A 26,087-nucleotide genomic window follows, 5' to 3' on the forward strand; every position below is an offset into this window, starting at 1 on the left:
GCACTTATTCGTTGGCTTCTTTCACCTGACGAACGACGTCAATCACACTACCGTCGCGATAGCGAATGACGCCGACGATGCGATCGTGAAATTCGATAGCGCGAGGTTCACCAGCGAGCGCAATCGCACGTTGATAAAGCGCCTCAATCGTCATCACATTCAGCCCCGCCTGTTGCAGACGTTCTGCAACCTCTGGACGCGCGGGATTTACAGCAATGCCGTGATCGGTCACCAGCACGTCAATGCTTTCTCCCGGTGTAACGCGCGTCGTCACCTGACGCACCACGGTTGGGATACGGCTACGAATCAGCGGCGCAACGACGATGGTCAAACTCGCTGCCGTCGCGACATCACAGTGCCCGCCGGACGCACCACGCATCACACCGTCGGAGCCGGTGATCACGTTGACATTAAAATCGGTGTCAATTTCCAGCGCGCTGAGGATCACCATATCCAACTGATCGCAGCAGGCCGCTTTAGAACTTGGATTGGCATAAACGTTGGTGGAAATTTCGATATGATTAGGGTTCTTTGCCAGCGACGTCGCCGCGTTAGCATCGAAACACTGAGTATCGATCAGTTTTTCGATCAACCCTTTTTCATGCAGGTCGACAATACCGCCGGTGATACCACCGAGCGCGAAGCGTGCCACAATATTCTGCTGACGCATTTTATCTTCGAGGAAACGCGTACAGGCCGTAGAAGCCGCGCCTGAACCGGTCTGGATCGAGAAACCATTGGTGAAATAACCGGCATGTTCAATCACGTCCGCCGCGGAACGGGCAATCAGCAATTCACGCGGGTTGCTGGTGACACGCGCCGCGCCGACGCTAATCTTGGCCGGATCGCCCACTTCATCGACCTGAACGATGTAATCCACCTGATCCTGTACGATGCTGGCAGGCATGTTCGGAAATGGCACCAGGGCCTCAGTCAGCAGCACGACTTTACCGGCAAACTGTGCATCGACCATGGCATAACCCAGCGAGCCACAACTGGATTTCCCAGCGGTGCCGTTGGCGTTACCAAACTCATCGCTACACGGGACGCCAAGAAAAGCGACATCGATCTTCAGTTCACCACTTTGCAGCAGATGGACGCGACCGCCGTGAGAATGAATCTGTACCGGCTCTTTCATTAATCCATGGGAAATAGCATCGGCCAGCTTGCCGCGCATCCCTGAAGTATAAATCCGGCTGATTACGCCTGCTTTGATATGGTCGATCAGCGGCGCGTTACAACTCATCAGTGAGCTGGATGCCAGCGTCAGATCGCGAAAACCCATCCGTGCCAGCACATCAATCACGTGGTTAATAACCTTATCGCCTTCGCGGAAATGATGGTGGAAAGAGATGGTCATCCCATCTTTTAGCCCGCTATTGCGAATCACCTCTTCCAGATTGGCGCACAGTTTACGTTCATGCTTTTGTGCCACATCGTTCAGCCACGGTGTACTCTGATTGGCGTTGGCGAAAGGTTGCAGATGATGTTTTTCCGGGTACTGCTGTTGCAGTGCTTCAATAAAATGACTCATTGTCTAATCCTGTAATTCCTGAGAGCGGCCATTGCGGTGTCATCACGCAATGGCTATTTGCGAACGCCGGAGGCCTGAGCACGTTCCAGCACGCTTCTGGCATGGTTGATAATTGGCCCGTCAATCATTTTTCCATTCAGGGAAATGACGCCTAAGCCGGCACGTTCGCCCTCTTCAGCGGCGTTGATCACCAGATGGGAATAGTCCACTTCATCCTGCGTCGGAGCATAAGCGTTGTGTAACAGCTCAATCTGGCGCGGGTTAATCAGGGATTTGCCGTTGAAGCCCAATCGGCGGATCAGATCGACCTCTTTCAGGAAACCGGCATCGTCGTTAACGTTGGAATAGACCACATCGAAAGCGTCAATACCGGCAGCGCGAGCCGCGTGCAGCACCGCACAGCGGGCATAAAACAGCTCCGTGCCATCACCGCGTTCCGTCTGCATATCCATCACATAGTCAAACGCTGCCAGCGCAATCCCGATCATGCGTTCGGAAGAGCGTGCAATAGCGACGGCGTTAATCACGCCCACCGCAGATTCAATCGCCGCCATGATGCGGGTTGAGCCGATTTCACGGCCGCAGGCTTTTTCGATACGAACCAGATGGCGTTCCAATTCATCCACATCATCAGTGGAATCGGTTTTTGGCAGACGAATAACATCGGCACCACCACGCACGGCCGCTTCCAGATCCAGCAGGCCAAACGGCGTGCTGAGCTGGTTAATGCGCACCACGGTTTCAATGTCGCGGTACATCGGATGCTGGAGCGCATGGAAAACCAGCAGGCGCGCGGTATCTTTCTCCCGCAGGGACACCGCATCTTCCAGATCGAACATAATGGAGTCAGGTTTATAGATAAACGCATTGGACAACATGGCGGCGTTCGCGCCTGGGAGGAATAACATACTGCGGCGAAGCTTGTTCATTATAATGTCTCCCATTCAATCTGCTGTCCGTCTGTGGCGCGCAGTACCGCGCTTTGCACGCGGGCACGGATGACACAATCCAATGCGCCTTTGTCATCCACAATGATCGTCCCTTCTTGTATATCTAACGCTTTCAGCGTGTCATTCACGACCTGTTTGATTTGATGACCGAACTGCTTAATCACTTCGCTGTTGATGACCACGGTGAGCTTCCCGTCTGCCGGTGCCACTTTGACCAGCAAATCGCTGGACTCAAAGGTGCCCGCCAGGGACTCCTTAACAATCTTCATAGATTTATCCTGATTGATTTTAATTATGCGTACTCGGGTTCGTAATAACGCTGTAAATGCTCAAAGGTTGAGGCTGGCACGATGTCCCGAATACCGCTGTACTGCCGAAGTTTGAGTAATTTTCTGACTTCTGAAGCGGAAATGGCTAATCCTGAGGGTTGCCGTTTACGTTCAATTTCAACCACGCTTAACGCAGGAGAAGACACCGTCTGGTCTTTCTCCAGCCAGTAGTGCATGTCCTGGTTGTACTGATTCGTCACCGGGCAAAAGGGTTCGGTGCCGACGAAGCGTTGGGTAATACCGAGTGCCGGCGCGATATACTTCCTGAAAATGATTAAATCCAGCGCCGCATGGGCGCGAGTGATGAGTTTCTCTTCCTTTAGGAAATAGCCGGGGAACGTGGCTTTAGAGATCATGTAGTTCGAACCGGTATGTACTGTCAGATTCTGAATATGCTCCACACCGCGCTGTACCATTTCCAGACGCTCGCTAAACGGGAAAAAGGAAACGTCCTCCCGTACCACGAATACGTGCAGCCAATCGCACGACTGCGCCGCATGTTCCGCCAGATAACGATGGCCCAGCGTGAAAGGATTCGCGTTCATGACAATCGCACCGATCCTTTTCTCTGCCCGCATCGCGAGCGCGTCGGGCTGTGCAAACGCCGCCAAAGACTGACAATATTGCTGAATGCCAATCGGCGTGTTTTCCATCAGCACCGCACTGTCCTGGTAGCACACCAGCGGGTAGAAACCACATCCCCGGAAGACATCAACATTTTCCGGTCGGGTATAGAGAAACAGGTGAAACAGGCCGCGCTGTGCCGCCTGTTGCATTACTTCATTCACCACCTGCACACCCAGATTGAGGTGTCTGAATTCAGGATCGACTGCAACACACTTAATAGTGTTGGAGGCCAGGCCCGCGCAGGCGATCAGCCTCCCGCCCAGTCTGCCAACAACCATGATGTCAATATCGTCGTCCATGCCGAGCTGACAGTGTGCAAGGAACTGCCGCACGCCGCCCCTCTCCAGCTCCCGAAGGCGCACATCCAGCGTGTCAAAAAAGACGGTATCATTGGCATACATCACGGTTCTTCCTGCAACTCGAATTAGTTAGGACATTCATTGCAGGCTTGCCGGTTTTCACATCGGCAAGCCTGACACCTGAACTTAGTGCGCAGCGACTTCAGCAGTGGTCGGCACCGATTTCACCGGCACCGCCGCATCCACTATCATGTTGCGTAGATGACCAATGTTTTCGATTTCAACTTCAATGCAGTCACCCGCGTTCATAAATAGCGGTGGATTACGTTTTTTACCTACGCCGCCCGGCGACCCGGTGATGATCACATCGCCCGCACTCAGTTCAGTAAAGGTGCTGATGTATTCAATCAGTTCAGCAACTTTGTGGATCATGCTGCTGGTATTGTCATCCTGCACCATGCGGCCATTCAGATACGTGCGGATTGCCAGCACATGCGGATCGGGTATTTCATCCGAGGTGGTCAAGTAGGGGCCAAACGCGCCGGTTTTCTGCCAGTTCTTACCCGCGGTAAACCAGCTATGCTGCCAGTCACGTGCAGAGCCATCCATGTAACAGCTATATCCTGCTACATGAGAAAGTGCGACATCCTGAGAAATATGTTGTCCGCCTTTACCGATAATGACCGCCAATTCGCCTTCATAATCAAATTCGCAGGAATAATGCGGTTTGATAACGGGCGTCGCGTGTCCAGTTTGTGAATCCGCAAAACGTACAAATAATGTTGGTGCAGGATTCAGTTCATTAAATTCCTGTCGCTTAGCGGCATAGTTCATCCCTACGCACAGTATTTTCCCTGGTGTGGTAATAACGGGTAGGAATGTCACATCTGCGACCGGAATATCCGAGGCATTCGCACTGAACCCATCGGCAACAGGTAGCGCATTCTGCGCCAGTAATGTTTTCAAATCGGGGTAAAGGTGGCCAATTTTACTACCGAGATCGATTAACCCCGTTGCCGTATAAATGCCGTAACTGTCCTTACCGTTATAACGATAACTTGCAAGTTTCATAATATTTCCCGTGCAAAATAAACCTACGTGTAATAGCGGTTTTATTTCGTTAACTCATGTGGGTTTTCAATACTGTATTTTTCAAAAAATTATTTCTTTCGTTCAGCCTCTTTTTATTTTCTGAATAACATCAGACTAAAAAGTTGGCGAGTATCAGTAGTGAAATTGAAACATTAATGGCACCGCCGATACGTGTGGCAATTTGCGCGAAAGGCATCAGTACCATACGGTTACCTGCTGTCAGAATTGCAACATCACCAGTACCACCCTGCCCACTCTGGCAGCAGGAGATAATGGCAACATCAATCGGATGCATACCGATCTTTTTACCGACAAAGAAGCCAGTCGTGACCAGCGCCACCACGGTAGAAATAATCACCAGCAGGTTTTGAATCGTAAACGCATTCACCAATTCCTGCCACGGCGTAATCGCCACGCCAACAGCAAACAGAATCGGGTACGTCACCGATGTCTGGAAGAACTTATAAACGACCTGGGAACCTTCCAGCATTTTCGGTGAAACACCGTGAGCCAACTTCACCAACACCGCAGCAAACAACATGCCGACCGGTGCAGGCAGGCCAATCACTTTGTGGCCGAGCATACCGATCATATACAGCAGGATGGCCAGCAGCGCGCCAGAAGCAATGGTCGTCACATCGGCTTTACCGCTAAAGACAGAAGCGGGTGCGCTGCTCTCGCCGTTACCCAAACTATTATCTTTATTCGGCATCAACTCACCTTCACCAGTCAGGTGCGGATAGCGTTTACCCAACTGATTCAGAATACCGGCAATGATGATCGCCGTGAGACTACCCAACATCACGATAGGTAATACGCGTCCCAGAGCAACGCCCTGATCCATATGCAGGATCGCGGCATAACCGATAGACAGTGGGATTGCCCCTTCACCCACCCCACCAGCCATAATCGGCAGGATCAGGAAGAAGAAGATTTGGAACGGGTCCAGACCTAGCGCAATACCTACGCCCATACCCACCAGCATTCCGACCACTTCACCACACAGCATGGGGAAGAAAATACGCAAGAAACCCTGAATCAGCGTTTGCCGATTCATACTCATAATACTGCCAACAATAATGCAGCAGATGTAGAGATACAGGATGTTGGTACTTTTGTAGAATTTGGTCGTGGATTCAACAACGACATCCGGCAGCAGGCCATAATACACCATCGCAGAAGGGATAAAGGTCGCACAGATTGCCGCCGCCCCCATCTTGCCGATAATCGGTAGACGCTTGCCAAATTCACCACAGGCAAAGCCGAAGAATGCCAGTGTTGCCACCATAACGACGATGTCGCTTGGCAGCTTTCCACTCATGCACTCTATACCGATTAACACCCCCGCCAGTACAAAAAGCGGCACAGGAATAATACCTATTTTATAGGTATCCAGAATGTGCCACCATTTTTCCTTTAATGAAACCTTCCCAATCGCCTCATTATTTACAATATCATTCGCACTCATAATCTAGTCCCCGTTTTATTTTGTCAGCGCATCATAAGGGGAGAATTAATATTATTATGTGATTCCCTTCAAATTAAAAATCGAGTTTTAAAGGCGTTTATGGATTTAATGGTTTTTATTAATAAATTGTTTGCTAGGCAAGCAGTTAGATTATTTTACATGCAAAATAAACTTTACGGTTTTTATGGCGTTTATGGTTTTTATTTTCCACTCATGATTATGTTGATAAAAAGTAATTAAGTTGTTTATCAAACAAAGCAGAGTCGTTTAATTTTATCTATTTGCCTTTCTCGTCGAACCAGTAATAAAATATTTAAACGTGTTGTTGCTCACAAGTTTTTTTCTCTCAGCCCATTCTTAATAGTATTCATGATAAATTCAGTCACTTTTTAGTTAACCCACAGGCTCACATGTATCATGAGATTGAGACTTTCCTTTCATATCAAATTATTTATCTATTTGATCGTCTTCTTCTCTTCGCTACTGCTAATGACGGGTATCTATTATTATCATGATATCGATAAGCAACTGTATTCTGAGTTGGGTATACGCGCACAGGTGCAAGCCAGAGAGATTGCTATTATTCCGACTCTGATTGAGGCGGTGAAAAATAGAGATATCAAACAGATCTACACCCTTGTCCAACAATTAAAACAGCGCAGCGATGCAAGCTATATCGTGATCGGCGACAATCAAGCGCGCCACCTGTTTCATTCTGAGTATGCGGAAAATGACCAACTCGTCGGTACGCAGATGGTCGGCGGAGACAATTTCGACGTATTAGCGGGAAAAAGCGCTATCACGGTGCGCCACGGCAGCATCGGCATCTCATTACGCAGTAAAGCCCCCATTATTGCTGATGGTCAGGTGATCGGTATTGTCTCCGTGGGCTATCTGAAAACTCACATCGATAGCCTGACGTTCAGTAAGTTAGCCCGCATTCTGCTGGCTATTCTGGCGATGTTTGTCGCGCTATTCATCTTTTCCTGGTGGTTCTCACGTAATCTGAAGAAACAGATGTTTGGCCTCGAACCCCTTGAAATCCGCATGCTGGTCCGGCAGCAGAAAGCGTTACTCGAATCGATCTACGAGGGGGTCATCGCTATCGATAAACAGCACCGTATTGCTGCCATTAACCATGCCGCCAAAGAGATCCTCGGGCTGAACGCCCCTTCCCACCTATTATGTGGGAAACCGATTGATACCGTCATTAAACCCGTGCCCTTCTTCTCCAGCGAAACGATGTGGAGCAGCGATACACACGATGAGGTCTGTCGTTTTAACCACGCCACCGTGATTGCCAGCCGGGTGCGGATTATGCTGGAAGATGAGCTTCAAGGCTGGGTAATCAGTTTCCGCAGTAAAAACGATATTCATACGCTCAGCACACAACTCAGCCAGGTGAAACGCTACGCTAACAGCCTACGCATTCTGCGGCATGAGCAGTTGAACTGGACCGCGACGCTGGCCGGGTTGTTGCACTTAAAACGCTATGACGAAGCCATCAAATATATCGAAGCACAGTCAGAAAGTGCACAGGTGGTGCTGGATTTTGTTTCCCACCGTTTCTGTTCGCCTGCGTTGTGCGGGCTGCTGCTGGGCAAGTACGCGACAGCGCGAGAAAAAGGCATTGAAATTGTTTTCGACCCACGCTGCCAGCTCACTCATATTCCTGCCGCACTGAGTGAAACGGAGCTGATGTCCATTATTGGTAATTTGCTGGATAACGCGATGGAAGCCACATTGGCTATGGCGATGCCGCATTATCCTGTCGAAGTGTACATCTATGACAGTGAAAAAGAGCTAGTCATTGAGGTCGCCGATCAGGGAATAGGGATCGCTCCGGCGCTTGCCAATAACCTATTTGAAATGGGCGTGACCAGTAAAACACAGGGCGATCACGGACTGGGATTACATCTGGTCGCTAGCTACGTTAATCAGGCCCGGGGAATTATTGAAGTTTCGGCCAACCAGCCGAATGGCAGCATATTCTCCCTATTTATACCGCTATCCCCCCAATAATTTGAGCAGCCGTAGGGTAAACAATGCATAGAAAAATTGCGGTATAGCGGGCGATAGATCTTCTTTATCTTTCAGATACTAACAGGGATTCATACCATGCAGCACACTGAACATTTCGATGTCTTAATCGTTGAAGATGAAGGTAAGCTGGCAAATATTCATGCTGAATTTATTGAAAAACATTTCAATATGCATGTCGTTGGTATTGCCGCTACGCTTTTTGAAGCCAAAAAACTCCTTCAGCAACACAAACCACGTTTGATCCTGCTTGATAACTATTTGCCCGATGGCGAGGGAGTTTCGCTGATTGAAAGCCAATTACTCAAAGGAATGGACTGTTCCGTCATTTTTATTACCGCCGCCAGCGATATGAATACATGTGCCCAGGCGATTCGCTGCGGTGCCTTTGACTACATCATCAAACCACTCTCTTACCCGCGACTGCGTTCTTCGCTGGAGCGCTTTATTCAATTTGTCAAAACCCAGCACACATACAAAGTTGTCGATCAGCAGAATGTCGATATCCTTTATCAGTTGCAATCATCTGGTGCTGCCCCCTCCGCCTCCACAAAAGGTATTGAGGAGAACACGCTGGGATTGATCAAACAGATTTTTGCCACTGATGGAGGCGAGACGTTTTATTCCGTCGACGATATCGTCGAAAAGACAGGGCTCAGTAAAACCACCGCGCGCCGCTATCTCGAATTCTGCGTCGAGAACCAATTCCTCGATATCGAAATGCGTTACGGAAAAATCGGTCACCCGCGTCGGTTGTATCGTACAAAGAGCGCCAATTAGATGCGGCAGACGTACCCTATGTCGGCAAATCTCGCCGCCATAGGGTATCAATGCCGTCAGCGACAGACATCGATATACGATAAAAGGTGAGATAAAAAACCCGATAAAATAATAACGTTATTAGTTAATCGATTTACTTCATCAGCAGCAAGAAAAAACCTAATCATTCGTTATTTTTCACACTATTTGTATTTCAATTCATTTCTAAACCAACCATTTTCTTCTTTGTTTTTTAAAAATTAAAAAAACAATGACAATTTTCTGTGTTTATTCTTATAACGACTGACGTAACGCGGATTGGTAATTCACCCGGTGCCTGCTGTGCAGTTGTCCAACGGAGAGAGAGAAACCTCACAAATTATTATTAGTTTCTTCTCTCACACTAAAAAAAATCGCCCCAAATCCGATAAGTACTATGGGTCATACCTTTATTTATTTGTTACCCGACACCAGTAATTTATCCCCGGAGAGACATCATGTTCTTAGCCAAAAAAATCAGAAATCTTAAAATATCCCAAAAGCTTTATCTTGGGTTCGGGGTCATCCTGCTACTGGTCATCGTTGCATCGTTACTTAGCGCGGGGCGCTTCAGGGAAATTCGTGATATCTATGAGAAAACCAACCTTATTTACAACATCAATATCGAGGTCTTTCAGGCAAAAATAAACCGCCTGAAGTATTTTTACTCGTATGATGAAAAGTCGCGTGAAACCATGGCGGGTTTTGTTAAACACGCATCAGAATTAACGACTGAAGCGAAAACACTTTCGTGGAGTCAGGAAGGGTTAACGCTCATCAATGACCTCAGCCAGCACCTGACCGAATTCCAGAACGCTATCACCGAGATGGGGAAAGCCACGCTACGCGTGGTAGAAAACCGCGACAAAATCAGCGCCGCCAACGGACAAAACGTGACGACTGACTTTTATGCCAGACTACGCCAGCAGCCTTCTGATAGCACGACGCAGTATCAGGCTGAAGATCTGGCAACGCAGGTTTCAGAACTGAAGCAGTTATCCTATGAGTTGCAGCTTAAGCAAAATGCCGATGCTGCAAAGAATCTCGATGAGTCTTTTAGCCGCTTTGACAGCAACTATCAGGCCGCCGCTGCAGTACTAACGCCGGAACAAAAGGTCATCGTAGAGAGCCTGCAAAGCTATGTCACCCGCTATAAAAAACTCAATAATGACTATTTCCAGAGCATCAACGACCTGAAAAAAGCGGAAGACGGCGTGAAGGTTGGCGGAGATAAAAGCAGCGCCTCCATTAAAGCGCTTATCACTATCGTCAAAGAGAAGAATGACGCACTGGCATACGGTTCCGCTACCATCACGATGATCATTGGCCTTATTGCGGTGGTCATCGGCATCATCATTTCACTGCTGATTACCCGCCAAATCACCCGCCCCGTGATCCATAATCTCTCGCTGGCGGAAAAAATCGCCGCGGGCGATCTGACCTCAACGATCACCGTTGACCGCGATGATGAACTGGGCCAATTAACGGCGGCAATGGGGAGAATGAATGAAAAACTGCGCCATATGATCAGCGATGTACGGGACAGTGTGGATAGTGTTTCAACCTCGGCGGCCAAGATTGCCGCCGGTAATAGCGACCTCTCGTCCCGCACCGAGCAGCAGTCTGCTGCCGTAGTAGAAACTGCCGCCAGCATGGAAGAACTGACATCGACCGTTAAAAACAACGCCGAGAACGCCAAACAGGCGAGCCAAATTAGTACCGAAGCCTCACAAAATGCGCACAAAGGCGGTGAAGTGGTACGGGATGTGGTGGATACCATGTCAGGCATTTCAGACAGTTCACGGAAAATTGCCGACATTACCGCCGTTATCAACAGCATCGCTTTCCAGACCAATATTTTAGCGCTTAACGCCGCCGTAGAAGCCGCGCGAGCCGGGGAACAAGGTCGTGGGTTCGCCGTAGTTGCCAGCGAGGTACGGACGCTTTCCCAACGCACGTCTCAAGCTGCGAAAGAGATCGCCAGCCTGATATCCGAATCAGTATCACGTATCAATGTGGGAACGCAGTTGGTAGCCAATGCGGGAACGGCGATGGATCAGATCGTCTCCTCCGTTTCGCGGGTTAACGACATCATGGGGGAAATCGCCTCCGCCTCCGACGAGCAAAGCCGTGGCATTGAGCAAATCTCCCGCGCCATCAGCGAGCTTGATACCACTACGCAGCAAAATGCGGCGCTGGTGATGGAATCATCAATCTCCGCTAACTCTCTGGAAGAGCAGTCTGCGATATTGGAAAGTATGGTAGCTAACTTCCGCCTGTCGGATAACGAGGGGCGTAAGCCAAAAGCGGCTATTCACGGTTTATCGCAGCAGCAGAAGCCCCTACTGCCTGCATCAAAACAATCGCAGGATTCCAGTTGGACAACGTTCTAACATTCAACCTTTCAGCCCTGATATGACGTCAGGGCTGGCACAATGCGTTAACAGTATTTAGCCAACAAATAAATCGGCAAATAATCATAAAGTTACGTTATTTGGGCAGTATTCACACAAAACATTATGCATTTGCACAATCCATTTTGAACCTCGTCACAGAACGTTATTATCTCCGACATTGACACTAACATAGCGATAGCAAAGCCCGATAACTCCTAGTAGGTAAAAATGTAATCGTAGTCAGTTTTTTATTAAAAAGCGTCATACATGGAGAGTTATAATGCAGCATCTTGCTCGTCGAATTCGTAACACAAAAATCGCACATAAACTGTATGCGGGATTTGGCATTATTTTATTACTCGTTATTATCGCTTCATCGCTTAGTACAACAAGATTCAGAGACATTAAAGATATTTATGAAAAAACCAATCTTATCTATAGCGTAAATATTGAGGTCTTTCAGGCAAAAATAAATCGTGTTAAATATTTCTACGCACCCGATGAAAATACAAAAGATATTCTGGCTAAATTTGTTAAAAGTGCAACAGACTTAACAGACAGTGCAAAAACGCTGGCCTGGAGCACCGATGAATTGGGTCACATCAACAGCTTAAAAGAAAATCTAGAAGGCTTTCAGACAGCAGTCTCTGCCATGTCCGTTGCAACACAAAAAGCGGTTGAGATTCAGAGGAAAGTGAATCAGCTACATGCACAAGCTACACTGGAACCCGTTGCTCAGACCATTCATAACACCAGCGCATTCCCCGATAATGATGCTTATTACGCTATTAGCAAGCTGGCTTTCTTGTTAAGTGAAGTGCAAAAACTGAGTTATGAGCTGCAAATAACAAAAGATGAGAAAACATTAACCGCGCTGAATACACGTTATGCAGAAACGGAATCAGCCTATCAGGCATTACCGATTTTACCTGCCGATCTGAAAGGCCAGGCGGATGCATTACGAAACAACATTAAACAATACCAACAGCTTAATACAGACTATTACACCGCTTTCGATGACGTGAAAAAAGCAGAATATCTGGTCATGAGAGCAGGAACAAAAAGCAGTGCAGACATCAACGCACTGACTGCCATTATCAAAGCGAAAAACGATGAATTAGCCTATAACTCTGCCACCATCACGATGATTATCGGTCTCATTGCCGTCATTATCGGCATCATCATTTCAATCTACATTACCCGGATTATCACCAGACCCATCATCCATAATCTGTCTCTCGCGGAGCGAATTGCCAGTGGCGACCTCACCACCTCGATTCAGACCGATCGCCACGATGAACTAGGAAGACTCACCCACGCGATGGGGACGATGAATGAACAGCTACGCCACGTTATTTCCGAAGTACGGGACAGCGTAGGTAGCGTCAGCCAATCGGCGAGTAAAATCGCCACAGGCAATAGCGATCTTTCGTCACGTACCGAGCAACAGTCGGCGGCCGTCGTTGAAACCGCAGCCAGTATGGAAGAACTCACCTCAACGGTGAAAAACAACGCCGACAATGCCAAGCATGCCAGCCAGATCGCTGCCGATGCCTCCAAAAACGCGCTTAAAGGCGGCGAAGTCGTGAAACAAGTGGTGACGACGATGGACAATATCGCGGCCAGCTCCAGGAAAATCGCCGATATCACCACTGTCATCAACAGTATTGCCTTCCAGACCAACATTCTGGCGCTAAACGCCGCAGTAGAAGCCGCGCGGGCCGGTGAACAAGGCCGTGGTTTTGCCGTAGTCGCAGGCGAAGTGCGCAGTTTGTCACAACGCAGCTCTCAGGCAGCCAAAGACATTGAGGCGCTGATCGCAGAATCGGTCGAACGTACCAATGCGGGTAGCCATCTTGTTGCAGTTGCCGGAGAAACCATGGAGCAGATCGTCGATTCCGTTTCCCGCGTGAACGACATTATGGGGGAAATTTCCTCCGCCTCTGAGGAACAGAGCCGAGGAATTGGGCAAATCGCGCAGGCCATTGGTGAATTGGACACCACCACGCAGCAGAATGCCTCGCTGGTAATGGAATCCTCCATTTCCGCCAATTCACTGGAAGAACAGGCGGTGCTGTTAGAGAAGTTGCTTGAACACTTCCGCGTGTCTCAATCCGACAACCGCGCGGCCTCACGCACATCCTCCTCCACGCCACGCCATGCGTTGCCAAACCGAGTGTCAACAACAGACAAAAAAGCGGCTTCGTCAGAAAGTGACTGGACGTCGTTTTAGCGCCTCCCGCCCGGATAGCGTCACGCTCATCCGGGCGTATTTACCTAAATAGCGGCTTCTAATACCGCTACACTTTTGCCTGACCGTGCTTCCTGCCTAGGAATGGGCTTACCGCTTTCATAAAGTGGCGTACCTTGATCAATAACTGCAACATTGAACGACGGTGATAATTTCTGGTTATCATACTGTGCAATGCCTGTCATAACCGTTCCATTACTCAGGTCTTGTTGAACAACACCTATATAGATGGCAGGTGCTATTCCCCTAAGATTAATGGTTTATCATATATTGTTATTTTCCTTGGGTTTTTTGGGTCGTATTTTATTGTCACCATATTACCTTCTTTAAGTCTTTTTATTTCTTTAGAACTTAACGCCGTCATTATTGATGTTTCGATATTTTCGTTATCTGACGTCATGAATTTTAAGGTTATTTTATATATCGGCATATTCCCAGACCACGCACTTGTTTGAATGCTGCTGATAATGTTCGCATCTGCCGTTATTCCATTTTTTAATGCATTCTGTTGGGAGCTCCCGCTTTTAATATATGGGTAAAGATCTGTATGTATAAATCTGGCAAATGGGATTATACCAAACACAATCCCGATAACGATCGGGATAAAAATGAAGATGTTACTCATATATTGAATCCTTGTTATAAAAATAAAGTTAATGATTTAGAATGTAACAACAAGAATCCTGAGTTAATTAGTGATTTTATTTGTTCAATTTCCATCAGGCTATTGATATATCCGAAAGGATTATAAGAAGCTGAAACATTAGCATGAGATAATGTATCGGGTGGTTTATTGCCGATTTACCTGACTGCCATCCCTTAATGGCTTCAGCTCACGAAAAATATGTAAAATTATTAATTTAATTTTTTTTCTCATTTTTAAAAATGAAAGAATAATTCTTCTCATCAATATACTTTATCTCTATATACTCACCAGCCATTAATTGACTTGAATAAAATGTTGGCACTGTATCATACCCCTCCAAAACCTTATCCTTTCCATTAATATTTGCCAGTAATATAAATGATATATTTGAACTCCCACCTTCATTGGAGCTAATGAAATTAACGTAATCTATTTTAACCTTAACAATAACACCATTTTTATCAATTTTATATGCATTGTAAAATTGATAAAAAATAAAAAATAAAAAGCATGTAACAACTACTATTACCGTGTATTTTGACATACAAGCCACCACTTAAAAAAAAGTCGTCAATCCGTTAATGTAAGATTTCACTGCACTCTTTGTTAGCTTTATAGCGTTTATAAATTCTATCTGACCGTCTTTGGTTGAGATGTCAAAAGCAGTTTTACTGTAGTTAACGCCTTTAAGTCCGGCGGAAAAATCACTAATAGAAATATCAAGTCCTTTTAATGACACAGATAGTAATTTAACACTGGAAATATCGTCCCAATAACTTTTTTCTTTTTTGTGTGTATAGGTCACAGATGGCGAATCAATTATCACACTAGGTGATTTAATTTTAATTGTCGCTTTACTGTTTATATTCATCTCATCTTTAGAGTTTAATTCTGTTTTACCTTCAATATTCTGGATCCAGTCCCCACCATTTACATCAATTGTCACTCCACCATCAATAGTATCCTTCCGTCCTCCGCCCTTGATTGTCGTTACCTGCCCACTGTCATAATTTTCAGTGAGCTTTTCCGTAACATGATGAATTTCTGTTCCGTAAATGTCAGTATTCCTTTCTCCCTTGATGGTAACGTTATCTCCACCGCTGGTAATATCCAGTTTACGTCCGTTTTTGATGGTTTCTGTCTGGGTGTTATTGAAAACGGAGGTCTCTTCTCCTTCCACGGTCGTGGTGTGTGCAGCCCGATAATGAAACGTGGCAGCACTGGTTACATCGTCTTTCTGCTCACCTTTTATTGTAGTCACACGGGAGCCATCAATCTCAACAGTTTTATTATTCTCCACGGAAATAGTCATATCTTTTTCAGCGTGAAGCGCAATTTTTTCTGAACCCGCTTTGTCTTCAAACAGCAGGTGGCTACCGTTATCGTTGTTACCGTCTTTTGAACGGGTCATAAAGCCCATCACAGTGGCAGCAGCAGGGAGTTCCCATGGTGGCATGCTGGATTTGTTATAGACTCGTCCGGTGATAATCGGTCTGTCAGGGTCACCGTTGATAAAATCCACCACGACTTCATCGCCGATTCGTGGAATCTGCACCCCACCAAACCCCTGTCCGGCCCAAGCGCTGGAAACCCGTATCCAGCATGAGCTGGTATCATCCCCTTTCGCCTGTCGATCCCAGTGAAACTTCACTTTTACCCGACCATAATTGTCTGTCCAAATACTCTCTCCGGTCGGCCCTACTACCTTTGCCGTCTGTGGACCGTATGTTCTTGGCCATGGTGTTGTCTGTTCTGGTCTGTAAGGAGTAACCGCTGGAATAACGGTAAAATCCGTCTTTTGCGTACTGCTGCTGGTGTCGGATGTTGAATACGGGTTTTCCTCAAACTGATAAGTCGCATTGGTTATCAGATAGCTGCTGTTATGATCGGGGAATGGAGCGTTTTTAAGCCGGAATATATGTCCCGGCGCGACTGCGCTGGCGTTTGATGTTCCGGATGTCTGCTGATGTTCGACCTGCCAGCGTTCTTGGTGAATCCGGGCATACCTATCACCATGGTTGTGGTCAACGTAACGGCCTGGCCAGTCATAGACGCTCACAGTACCTGGTTGAGGGGCCACGTTGTTCTGCCGGGCCTGAAACAACCAAGCATTAGGTTTACGGAAATCATAGTCATCCAGACTGTATAATCCCGGCGTAATATTATCCTGAACGAACCACTGACTGATACCCTCTTCACCCGTTACTCCTCCTGACGGGGTTTGATGATAGGGAATAATTTCATAACCAGAGAAAGGTTGTAACTCTGTTCCTGAATCAGTCAGTACAAGTGTATGGCTATCAATATCGTGCAGGAAATGAAAGGCTATGCCTTCCTGTTCCATTAAGCGGCTGATGAAATCAAGAGAGCTCTCCTGATACTGAACACAATATTCCCAGATGCGATAGTTTTCCGTCAGTCTCTCATCCACATTAACGTTGTGTTCACTGATAATCTCTTTAATAATTTCAGGCACCGTTTTTCCCTGAAAAATCCGCATGTCGCGATTGCGCTTCATGGGCCAGAGATCGGATTCGACAGTTAGTGTATAAACCGCATAACGAGTTCCGCCATGTTCAATCGGAGTTGCGCCAACCGAGGTTATTTTGCCGTTAAGATAACGGGGCGCTACTACGTTTTGAGTCGGTATGGTAATAGTGACGGATTGGCTCAGCAGTTTACTGCGGTTGATCTGGGTGTTTTCACTGAGTAACGTCAGGGTCCAGACAAAAGGCTCGGATATGGCTTCCCGCCCTTCCAGTTTCCAGAAACGAAGTCCATCACCTTCAGTGGTATTAACGGATATTCGGTTAGCCATATGCTCGTCGCCTTTCGTCATTTGTCGCGTTTTACTGGTAAGATAGTCTAATGTTTCCGTCGGATGTATAAGCTAATTCTTAATAGCCGCGATAGTTCAGATAGGGTAACGGGGTTAACGTGGGTGTCATTTACAGCAGCGATCATCACGGTAAGAATTATAGGTATACGGAAGCTTCCAGCAACCGCGCTGGCTCACTCGCGTCACCCACCACGCCACGGCACGCGTTGCCAAACAGAGTGTCAACAACAGACAAAAAAGCGGCTTCGTCAGAAAGCGACTGGACGTCGTTTTAGCGTCTCTCGCCCGGATAGCATCCGCTCATCCGGGCGAATCACAATGTTCGTTCTTAACGCGGTGACCCCTCGTTCAACGGCATCGTTGAAGGATTAGGATACTGATAGTCAAACCCAAGTTCATGACAGATACGCTGCCCATCAACAATCCGACCCTGAGCGCTATCGATCGCGGGCGCAAACTGCGGCGGAGACACCTGTAATCTGCGCGCCTGTTCAGGGTAAAAGACCTGCCTGGCAGGATGTTCTGGCGCACACAGGTTATAGACATGCCCACCGTTAGGTAGCTTAAGCAGCAACAGGATAGCCGACAGCACATCTTCCTGATGCACCAGATTCACACCATGATTGCCGCGCGGAAGATTGGTTTTACCCGCCAGGAAACGGCCGGGATGGCGATCGCCCCCCACGAGCCCCGCAAGGCGCAAGATATCCACAGAGATATCCGGTAAGTGTTGCAACCACTGTTCGAGGGACACCAGCGTCTTCCCTGCGACCGTCGTCGGCTGTAGCGGCGAGTTTTCTCTTACCGAGCCGCTCCCATCGCCATAGACCGAGGTTGAACTGGTAAAGATGATACGCGGGATATGATACACGCGTGCCATATTTACCAGTTGCTGTACCGCTTGCGCATACCCCTCCCCCCCTTCCACCGTTCGACTGGCAGGTAACGTCACGATTAATACGTCAACCTGTAATAATGCCCTAAGCTCGTCAGCGTCACATTCCAGTTCAGGCGTCAGAGTCAGTTGATAGCATTCAATCCCGCTCATCCGCGCCGCTTCGACGCCATCTGACGTGGTTTTCGTTCCAACCACGTGGTAACCGTGCCCATTCAGCGCCAGAGCCAACGGCATACCCAACCAGCCCAATCCCACAATCGATACTTTCTTCATCTGCTGTTCTCCCCTGCAAGGAGCCTGTTATTAACACCCACGCCTACAGAGTAAACGGCTTTTACCTCCGTCGCTACGAAGCCTGTCCGATTTCAGCAGGCTTTTCTGCCTATCAAGAGCCGATATCCAGCGCAATTATGCTGGCACATCACGCATTCAAAACGAACTGTCCCTCTCTGCTAAAAAAATGTTGCACAACGGCCCGCACATGGTTTAGGTTATTCGACAGATAAATCGATATTGATTTAATAAACACTGACACTACAAAGAGACATTTTATGACACGCGTTCTGTTTAACCACCATCATCACCATCATCCTGATTAGTCTTCGGGCAGTTGGTGCTGGAAGACGTTCAGATCTTCCAGTGGCGCAGAACACAAAGAGAGCCCTCGGAAGATCATCTTCCGAGGGTTTTTTTATGCTCGCTCTATTTCTAGAAATTTAAATTTGACAGGTTAATGAGGTTTCCATGCTGGATAAAACACGTTTACGGATAGCAATGCAGAAGTCAGGCCGCCTGAGCGACGATTCACGCGAACTACTGGCACGCTGCGGGATAAAAATCAATTTGCAGCAACAGCGCCTAATCGCATTCGCAGAAAATATGCCGATTGATATCTTACGTGTGCGTGATGACGATATCCCCGGTCTGGTGATGGATGGCGTAGTCGATCTAGGCATCATCGGCGAAAACGTGCTGGAAGAAGAGCTGTTAAACCGCCGCGCACAGGGTGAAGATCCACGTTACTTCACGCTGCGCCGTTTAGATTTTGGTGGCTGCCGTCTGTCGCTGGCAATGCCGTTGGACGAGGCTTATACTGGCCCTGAGTGCCTGCAAAATAAACGTATTGCCACCTCGTATCCTCACCTGCTCAAACAATATCTCGACAGAAAATCTGTCAATTTCAAATCCTGTCTGCTGAACGGTTCCGTCGAAGTCGCACCGCGTGCGGGTCTGGCCGATGCCATCTGCGATCTGGTCTCAACCGGTGCCACGCTGGAAGCCAACGGCCTGCGCGAAGTCGAAGTCATTTACCGTTCCAAGGCCTGCCTGATTCAGCGCGATGGCGAGATGCCAGAAGAGAAACAGCAACTGATCGATAAACTGCTGACCCGTATGCAAGGCGTGATTCAGGCGCGTGAATCCAAATACATTATGCTGCACGCGCCTAGCGAACGTCTGGACGAAGTTATCGCCCTGCTGCCAGGTGCCGAACGCCCGACCATTCTGCCGCTAGCTGGCGATCAAAGCCGTGTTGCGATGCACATGGTCAGCAGCGAAACGCTGTTCTGGGAAACCATGGAAAAGCTGAAATCATTAGGCGCCAGCTCTATTCTGGTCCTGCCCATTGAAAAAATGATGGAGTGATGACGATGGCTGACAACACCAAAAGCATCGGCAATTTCAGCTCGATCGTTGACTGGCAGCGCTGTTCAGCAGAAGAACAACGTCAGTTGTTGACACGCCCGGCTATTTCCGCGTCAGACCGCATTACCGCCGTCGTGAGCGATATTCTGACCAACGTGAAAAGCCGTGGTGATAGCGCTTTACGCGACTACAGCGCACAGTTCGATAAGGTTCAGGTGAATGCAATTCGCGTCACCGATGCTGAGATTACCGCCGCATCTGCCCGTCTGGGTGATGAAGTAAAACAGGCCATGGCAATCGCCGTGCGTAATATCGAGACATTCCACAACGCGCAAAAACTGCCGATTGTCGATATCGAAACGCAGCCAGGCGTGCGTTGCCAGCAGATTACTCGCCCTATCGCGACCGTTGGTCTGTATATTCCCGGGGGATCTGCGCCGCTGCCGTCAACCGTGCTGATGCTGGGAACGCCTTCACGCATCGCCGGCTGTGGCCGTGTGGTGCTGTGTTCACCACCGCCGATCGCCGATGAAATTCTGTATGCTGCACAACTGTGCGGCATTAAAGAAGTCTTTCAGCTTGGTGGCGCGCAAGCGATTGCTGCCATGGCGTTTGGCACCGATAGTGTGCCGAAAGTGGATAAAATTTTTGGCCCCGGCAATGCCTACGTCACGGAAGCTAAGCGCCAGGTCAGCCAGCAGCTTGATGGTGCAGCGATTGATATGCCCGCAGGGCCATCCGAAGTGTTGGTTATCGCTGACAGCGGTGCCACACCGGCGTTCGTCGCCTCCGACCTATTGTCACAGGCAGAGCACGGCCCTGATTCACAGGTCATCCTACTCACACCTGATGCCGCCATGGCCAAAGCCGTCGCAGACGCCGTTGAAGTGCAGCTCACACACCTGTCTCGTGCCGACATCGCACGCCAGGCGCTTGCCAGCAGCCGCGTCATTGTCGCGCGTGATTTAGCGCAGTGTGTTGAAATCAGCAATCAATATGGCCCAGAGCATCTTATCATTCAGACGCGCGATGCAGAGTCATTAGTCGACAGCATTACCAGCGCCGGTTCCGTGTTTCTTGGCGACTGGTCGCCGGAATCCGCTGGTGACTATGCCTCCGGCACTAACCATGTTCTGCCGACCTATGGCTATACCTCGACCTATTCGAGCCTGGGTTTGGCCGATTTTCAGAAGCGCATGACCGTACAGCAGCTCACGCCACAGGGGTTACTGCAACTGGCACCAACAATAGAAACCCTGGCACAGGCCGAACAACTGACCGCCCACAAAAACGCCGTTACCCTACGTGTTGCAGCACTGAAGGAGCAAGCATGAGCAGCATTGAAGAACTGGCACGCGCGAATGTCCGTGCGCTGACCCCGTACCAATCTGCCCGTCGTCTGGGCGGCAATGGCGATGTCTGGTTGAACGCCAATGAATACCCTGAAGCACCGGAATTTCAGTTAACGTTGCAAACGTTGAACCGATACCCAGAATGTCAGCCAGTAACGGTCATCAACCGCTACGCCGAGTATGCAGGCGTAACGCCAGAACAAGTTTTGGTCAGCCGCGGCGCTGATGAAGGAATCGAACTACTGATTCGCGCATTCTGCGAACCGGGGAAAGATGCGATTCTTTTCTGTCCCCCAACTTACGGCATGTACGCCGTCAGCGCCGAGACGTTTGGCGTCGAACGTCGCACGGCGGCAAGCAAATCAGACTGGCAGTTGGATCTTGAGGCGATTGAGGCGCAACTGGATGGCACCAAAGTCATTTACGTTTGTAGCCCGAACAACCCGACTGGCAACCTGATTGCACGGGAAGATTTACGCCAGTTGCTCACGCTGGCACAGGGAAAAGCGCTGGTCGTTATCGATGAAGCCTACATTGAATTTTGTCCGCAGGCATCCACCGCGGGCTGGCTGGCTGAATTCCCTCATTTGGTCATTCTGCGTACCTTGTCCAAAGCCTTTTCACTCGCTGGATTGCGCTGTGGCTTTACGCTGGCAAACCCTGAAGTGATTCAGCTACTTCTGAAAGTCATTGCCCCTTATCCGTTGTCCACTCCCGTGGCAGATATCGCTGCACAGGCCTTGAGCCGCGAAGGGATCGCCAAAATGAAGGCGAATGTGACAGAGGTTACAACCAATCGCCGCTGGCTGAGCGATACCCTGAAAAATATTCCCTGCATTGAAGAGGTCTTCAACAGCGAGAGTAATTACTTGCTGGTGCGCTTTACCGCCTCCCCTGCCGTATTCAAAACGCTATGGGATCAGGGCATTATTCTGCGTGACCAAAATAAGCAACCCAGCCTCGCAGGCTGTTTGCGCATTACTATCGGCAACCGCTACGAATGTGAACGCGTTGTTGCTGCATTACAATCATTACCGGGCATCAACGCTTAATTTTAAGGAGCTCACGTGGGCCAGAAATACCTCTTTATCGACCGTGACGGAACATTGATTGCTGAACCGCCTGAGGATTTTCAGGTTGACCGTCTGGATAAACTGGCGCTGGAACCAGATGTCATTCCCTCGCTGCTGGCGCTGCAAAAGGCCGGTTATACGCTGGTGATGATTACGAATCAGGATGGGCTGGGGACCGATAGCTTTCCACAGGAAACCTTCGATCCGCCGCACAACCTGATGATGCAGATTCTGACATCGCAGGGCATCCATTTTGAGCACGTGCTGATCTGCCCACATTTACCGGCCGATAACTGCACCTGCCGCAAACCCAAGACCGAACTGGTGACAGCCTATTTGAACGACGGCCTGATGGATGTGGCAAATAGCTACGTCATCGGCGACCGTCAGACCGATATCCAACTGGCACAAAATATGGGGATCGCAGGCCTGCTCTACCAGCGTGGCGGCCTGAACTGGCAAGCGATTACCAACCAACTGACCAAACGAAACCGTCATGCGCACGTCAACCGCGTCACGCGTGAAACCGCGATTGATGTGAACGTCTGGCTGGATCAGGAAGGTGGCAGCAAAATCAACACCGGTGTCGGTTTCTTCGATCACATGCTGGATCAAATCGCCACTCACGGCGGGTTCCGCATGAACATTGAAGTAAAAGGCGATCTGTACATTGACGATCACCACACGGTGGAAGATACCGGTTTGGCGCTGGGCGAAGCCCTGAATAAAGCACTGGGCGACAAACGCGGTATTGGCCGCTTTGGTTTCGTTCTGCCAATGGATGAGTGCCTGGCACGCTGTGCGCTGGATATTTCAGGACGTCCGCATCTGGAATATAAAGCCGAATTCAACTATCAGCGCGTCGGCGATCTGAGTACGGAAATGGTCGAACACTTCTTCCGCTCACTGTCTTATTCCATGGCCTGTACGCTGCACCTGAAAACCAAGGGCCGTAACGATCACCACCGTGTAGAAAGCCTGTTTAAAGTCTTCGGGCGCACGCTGCGTCAGGCTATTCGCGTTGAAGGCGACACGCTGCCGAGCTCGAAAGGAGTGCTCTGATGAAGGTCGTCATTCTTGATACCGGCTGCGCCAACCTCTCTTCGGTGACCTACGCCGTGCAGCGGTTGGGGTATACGCCCGTTGTCAGCCGCGAGGCCGAGATTGTCCTGCAGGCAGACAAGTTATTTCTGCCCGGCGTCGGCACTGCGCAGGCCGCAATGAATCAACTGGAAGAACGTGACCTGATTGCGTTGATCAAGGCTTGCACTCAGCCCGTTCTCGGTATTTGCCTCGGTATGCAGCTACTGGGCACAAATAGCGACGAAAATGGTGGCATTCCCACGCTGGGGATTGTCGATGCGCCAGTGAAAAAGATGGTTGATCACGGCTTGCCGCTGCCGCACATGGGCTGGAATAAGGTGATTCCAAAAACCGGACATCGTTTGTTCCGCGATATCGATGACGGTGCCTATTTCTATTTCGTTCACAGCTATGCCATGCCAGTTTGCGAAAACACGATCGCGCAAGCCAACTACGGCGAAGCCTTCACCGCCGCGCTGGAAAAAGATAATTTCTTTGGCGTGCAGTTCCACCCTGAGCGTTCTGGTGCTGCAGGCGCGCAACTGCTGAAAAACTTTCTGGAGATGTAGAGCGTCATGATTATTCCCGCATTAGATCTGATTGATGGACAGGTTGTCCGTCTACATCAGGGTGATTATGGTCAACAGCGCCAGTACGGCAGCAATCCGCTTCCTCGCTTGCAGGATTACCAACAACAAGGTGCAGGCGTGCTGCACTTAGTGGATTTGACTGGAGCAAAAGACCCATCAGCCCGACAGATTCCACTGTTAACCACGCTGTTGGCTGGCGTTAACGTACCGGTTCAGATCGGCGGCGGCATTCGTACCGAGCAGGACGTGGAAGCGTTATTAAAAGCCGGTGCCAGCCGTGTTGTCATCGGCTCTACCGCCGTTAAGCAGCCGGAACTCGTGCAGCAATGGTTCACCCGTTACGGTGCAGAAGCACTGGTGCTGGCGCTGGATGTACGTATCGACACCAACGGCACGAAGTTTGTCGCCATCAGCGGCTGGCAGGAGAATTCAGATGCCACGCTTGAGCAGGTCGTTGAGCAATATCTGCCGTTTGGCCTGAAACATGTGCTGTGCACCGATATTTCCCGTGACGGTACGCTGAGCGGCTCCAACGTCGAACTCTATCGTGAAATCAGCCAGCGCTACCCGCAGATTGCCTTTCAGGCATCCGGCGGCATCGGTAACCTGGCTGATATCGCCAATTTGCGCGGCAGCGGTGTGCAGGGCGTTATCGTTGGCCGTGCGCTACTGGAAGGTAAATTTAACGTCGCGGAGGCTATTTCATGCTGGCAAAACGGATAATCCCCTGTCTGGACGTGCGTAACGGTCAGGTCGTCAAAGGCGTGCAGTTCCGCAACCACGAAATCATTGGTGACATCGTGCCGCTGGCACAACGTTACGCGCAGGAGGGGGCTGATGAGCTGGTTTTTTATGATATCACCGCCTCTTCCGACGGTCGCGTGGTCGACAAAAGTTGGGTATCCCGCGTTGCCGAAGTCATCGATATTCCCTTCTGTGTGGCGGGCGGTATTAAAAGCGTGGAAGAAGCAGGTCAGATCCTCTCTTTCGGCGCAGATAAAATTTCCATCAACTCACCGGCGCTGGCCGACCCAGAGTTAATTACCCGATTGGCCGATCGCTATGGCGTGCAGTGCATCGTCGTCGGGATTGATACCTGGCATGATGCTGCTACCGGTCGCTACCATGTGAACCAATATACGGGCGATGAAACGCGCACGAAGGTCACCACTTGGGAAACACTGGATTGGGTACAAGAAGTGCAAAAGCGCGGTGCGGGTGAGATTGTCCTGAACATGATGAACCAGGACGGCGTGCGTAACGGCTACGATTTACACCAGTTAAATCTGGTGCGTGATGTCTGCAATGTCCCGCTGATTGCTTCCGGCGGCGCAGGCACCATGGAACATTTTCTGGATGCGTTCCAAACCGCCCACGTTGATGGCGCGCTGGCAGCATCGGTGTTTCACAAGCAAATTATTAATATTGGCGAACTGAAACAATATCTTAAGCAACAAGGTGTGGAGATTCGAGTGTGTTAAGCGAAGAGTGCTTTCTAAACGACGAACAACGAAACCAACTCGATTGGGAAAAAACGGACGGCATGCTGCCGGTTGTCGTGCAACATGCAGTATCCGGTGAAGTATTGATGCTGGGCTATATGAATCAGGGCGCGTTGCAGGCTACCGAAAAGAGCGGCAAGGTGACGTTTTTCTCGCGTACCAAGCAGCGATTGTGGACGAAAGGCGAGTCCTCCGGCCACGTCCTCAATGTCGTCTCTATCACGCCTGACTGCGATAACGACACTCTGCTGATCCTGGTTAATCCTATCGGGCCAACCTGTCATCTGGGCACCAGCAGTTGCTTCTCGCCTGCTGCCAGCGACTGGACGTTCCTCTATCAGTTAGAGCAACTGTTGGCCGCGCGCAAACATGCTGACCCGGATAGCTCTTACACCGCCCGTCTATACGCCAGCGGCACCAAGCGCATTGCGCAAAAAGTCGGTGAAGAAGGATTGGAAGCGGCATTAGCGGCAACGGTGCACGACCGTGAAGAGCTGACCAACGAAGCTGCGGATTTAATGTATCATCTGCTGGTGCTGCTGCAGGATCAGGATTTAGATCTGGCAACCATCATCAACCGCCTGAAAGAGCGTCACAATAAATAAGTCGTTCCCCGCGTTATCAGTAATTGATAACGCGTTACGCGGAAAGATAAGATCGATAAATGTAAAAAAGC

General features: G+C 49.4%; 23 protein-coding genes, 1 pseudogene and 1 other annotated feature. Of the genes and pseudogenes, 13 read left to right on the top strand and 11 right to left on the bottom strand.

Annotation, left to right across the window (positions count from 1 at the left end; translation table 11 throughout):
• Window positions 1-4: 4 nt before the first annotated feature.
• From citF to A8F97_RS08750, 6 genes are all read right to left on the bottom strand, one after another.
• Window positions 5-1,534 carry a citrate lyase subunit alpha gene (gene citF, locus A8F97_RS08725; protein WP_014699685.1) on the bottom strand — a complete coding sequence of 510 codons (1,530 nt, stop codon included), beginning with the start codon at window positions 1,532-1,534 and terminating at the stop codon, window positions 5-7.
• A gap of 53 nt (window positions 1,535-1,587) precedes the next feature.
• On the bottom strand, window positions 1,588-2,463 hold the full coding sequence (citE, locus tag A8F97_RS08730) for a citrate (pro-3S)-lyase subunit beta (protein ID WP_014699684.1): 876 nt from the start codon (window positions 2,461-2,463) through the stop codon (window positions 1,588-1,590).
• Entirely contained in the window at window positions 2,463-2,753 is a 291-nt protein-coding gene (gene citD, locus A8F97_RS08735; protein WP_033071375.1) for a citrate lyase acyl carrier protein, read from the bottom strand. Before citD ends, citE begins: the two co-directional genes overlap by 1 nt.
• Window positions 2,754-2,776: 23 nt before the next feature.
• Complete coding sequence (gene citC / locus A8F97_RS08740; protein ID WP_033071374.1) at window positions 2,777-3,841, bottom strand: [citrate (pro-3S)-lyase] ligase; 1,065 nt, start codon at window positions 3,839-3,841, stop codon at window positions 2,777-2,779.
• 84 nt (window positions 3,842-3,925) lie between these two features.
• Window positions 3,926-4,810, bottom strand: coding sequence for a fumarylacetoacetate hydrolase family protein (locus tag A8F97_RS08745; RefSeq protein WP_014699681.1), 885 nt, complete (start codon window positions 4,808-4,810; stop codon window positions 3,926-3,928).
• Window positions 4,811-4,940: 130 nt separating this feature from the next.
• Window positions 4,941-6,299 carry a 2-hydroxycarboxylate transporter family protein gene (locus A8F97_RS08750; protein ID WP_014699680.1) on the bottom strand — a complete coding sequence of 453 codons (1,359 nt, stop codon included), beginning with the start codon at window positions 6,297-6,299 and terminating at the stop codon, window positions 4,941-4,943.
• A 417-nt stretch (window positions 6,300-6,716) separates the two neighbouring features.
• Here A8F97_RS08750 and A8F97_RS08755 point away from each other — a divergent pair, with 417 nt between their 5' ends.
• From A8F97_RS08755 to A8F97_RS08770, 4 genes are all read left to right on the top strand, one after another.
• Complete coding sequence (locus A8F97_RS08755) at window positions 6,717-8,321, top strand: ATP-binding protein (RefSeq protein ID WP_014699678.1); 1,605 nt, start codon at window positions 6,717-6,719, stop codon at window positions 8,319-8,321.
• 96 nt (window positions 8,322-8,417) lie between these two features.
• Window positions 8,418-9,119 (top strand): response regulator, encoded by a 702-nt coding sequence (locus tag A8F97_RS08760; RefSeq protein ID WP_014699677.1) that lies wholly within the window; start codon window positions 8,418-8,420, stop codon window positions 9,117-9,119.
• A gap of 476 nt (window positions 9,120-9,595) precedes the next feature.
• On the top strand, window positions 9,596-11,530 hold the full coding sequence (locus A8F97_RS08765) for a methyl-accepting chemotaxis protein (protein ID WP_015730343.1): 1,935 nt from the start codon (window positions 9,596-9,598) through the stop codon (window positions 11,528-11,530).
• 283 nt (window positions 11,531-11,813) lie between these two features.
• Entirely contained in the window at window positions 11,814-13,766 is a 1,953-nt protein-coding gene (locus A8F97_RS08770) for a methyl-accepting chemotaxis protein (protein ID WP_015730342.1), read from the top strand.
• A gap of 67 nt (window positions 13,767-13,833) precedes the next feature.
• On the opposite strand, the pseudogene A8F97_RS23855 reads toward A8F97_RS08770, so the two are convergent.
• The 5 genes and pseudogenes from A8F97_RS23855 to A8F97_RS08790 form a co-directional block, all read right to left on the bottom strand.
• Window positions 13,834-13,965, bottom strand: a pseudogene (locus A8F97_RS23855) (IS630 family transposase); the annotation flags it as partial.
• A 57-nt stretch (window positions 13,966-14,022) separates the two neighbouring features.
• Entirely contained in the window at window positions 14,023-14,409 is a 387-nt protein-coding gene (locus tag A8F97_RS08775; protein WP_033071373.1) for a DUF3592 domain-containing protein, read from the bottom strand.
• Window positions 14,410-14,644: 235 nt separating this feature from the next.
• Window positions 14,645-14,974, bottom strand: a complete 330-nt coding sequence (locus tag A8F97_RS08780; protein ID WP_014699672.1) for a hypothetical protein — start codon at window positions 14,972-14,974, stop codon at window positions 14,645-14,647.
• Window positions 14,975-14,986: 12 nt separating this feature from the next.
• Window positions 14,987-17,248 carry a type VI secretion system Vgr family protein gene (locus tag A8F97_RS08785; RefSeq protein ID WP_033072008.1) on the bottom strand — a complete coding sequence of 754 codons (2,262 nt, stop codon included), beginning with the start codon at window positions 17,246-17,248 and terminating at the stop codon, window positions 14,987-14,989.
• A gap of 349 nt (window positions 17,249-17,597) precedes the next feature.
• Window positions 17,598-18,440, bottom strand: coding sequence for an SDR family oxidoreductase (locus A8F97_RS08790; protein WP_033071372.1), 843 nt, complete (start codon window positions 18,438-18,440; stop codon window positions 17,598-17,600).
• A 278-nt stretch (window positions 18,441-18,718) separates the two neighbouring features.
• Here A8F97_RS08790 and hisL point away from each other — a divergent pair, with 278 nt between their 5' ends.
• From hisL to hisIE, 9 genes are all read left to right on the top strand, one after another.
• Complete coding sequence (gene hisL / locus A8F97_RS24080; RefSeq protein ID WP_106389040.1) at window positions 18,719-18,766, top strand: his operon leader peptide; 48 nt, start codon at window positions 18,719-18,721, stop codon at window positions 18,764-18,766.
• Window positions 18,742-18,862: a sequence feature (His leader region), on the top strand. (Overlaps the previous gene by 25 nt.)
• A 49-nt stretch (window positions 18,863-18,911) precedes the next feature.
• Window positions 18,912-19,811, top strand: coding sequence for an ATP phosphoribosyltransferase (hisG, locus tag A8F97_RS08795; RefSeq protein WP_014699669.1), 900 nt, complete (start codon window positions 18,912-18,914; stop codon window positions 19,809-19,811).
• A gap of 5 nt (window positions 19,812-19,816) precedes the next feature.
• Window positions 19,817-21,145: a histidinol dehydrogenase gene (gene hisD / locus A8F97_RS08800; RefSeq protein WP_033072007.1), complete on the top strand. Its 1,329-nt coding sequence runs from the start codon at window positions 19,817-19,819 to the stop codon at window positions 21,143-21,145.
• On the top strand, window positions 21,142-22,215 hold the full coding sequence (hisC, locus tag A8F97_RS08805) for a histidinol-phosphate transaminase (RefSeq protein ID WP_033071371.1): 1,074 nt from the start codon (window positions 21,142-21,144) through the stop codon (window positions 22,213-22,215). Before hisD ends, hisC begins: the two co-directional genes overlap by 4 nt.
• A gap of 15 nt (window positions 22,216-22,230) precedes the next feature.
• On the top strand, window positions 22,231-23,298 hold the full coding sequence (gene hisB / locus A8F97_RS08810) for a bifunctional histidinol-phosphatase/imidazoleglycerol-phosphate dehydratase HisB (protein WP_014699666.1): 1,068 nt from the start codon (window positions 22,231-22,233) through the stop codon (window positions 23,296-23,298).
• Complete coding sequence (gene hisH, locus A8F97_RS08815; RefSeq protein ID WP_014699665.1) at window positions 23,298-23,888, top strand: imidazole glycerol phosphate synthase subunit HisH; 591 nt, start codon at window positions 23,298-23,300, stop codon at window positions 23,886-23,888. The genes hisB and hisH overlap by 1 nt, the downstream gene beginning before the upstream one ends.
• Before the next feature lie 6 nt (window positions 23,889-23,894).
• Window positions 23,895-24,632 carry a 1-(5-phosphoribosyl)-5-[(5-phosphoribosylamino)methylideneamino]imidazole-4-carboxamide isomerase gene (hisA, locus tag A8F97_RS08820; protein WP_014699664.1) on the top strand — a complete coding sequence of 246 codons (738 nt, stop codon included), beginning with the start codon at window positions 23,895-23,897 and terminating at the stop codon, window positions 24,630-24,632.
• Window positions 24,614-25,390 (top strand): imidazole glycerol phosphate synthase subunit HisF, encoded by a 777-nt coding sequence (gene hisF, locus A8F97_RS08825; protein ID WP_005967575.1) that lies wholly within the window; start codon window positions 24,614-24,616, stop codon window positions 25,388-25,390. Before hisA ends, hisF begins: the two co-directional genes overlap by 19 nt.
• Entirely contained in the window at window positions 25,384-26,016 is a 633-nt protein-coding gene (hisIE, locus tag A8F97_RS08830) for a bifunctional phosphoribosyl-AMP cyclohydrolase/phosphoribosyl-ATP diphosphatase HisIE (RefSeq protein WP_033071370.1), read from the top strand. Before hisF ends, hisIE begins: the two co-directional genes overlap by 7 nt.
• The last annotated feature ends 71 nt before the right edge of the window (window positions 26,017-26,087 follow it).

Origin of the sequence: Pectobacterium parmentieri (genome assembly GCF_001742145.1) — a bacterium.
GTDB lineage: Bacteria > Pseudomonadota > Gammaproteobacteria > Enterobacterales > Enterobacteriaceae > Pectobacterium > Pectobacterium parmentieri.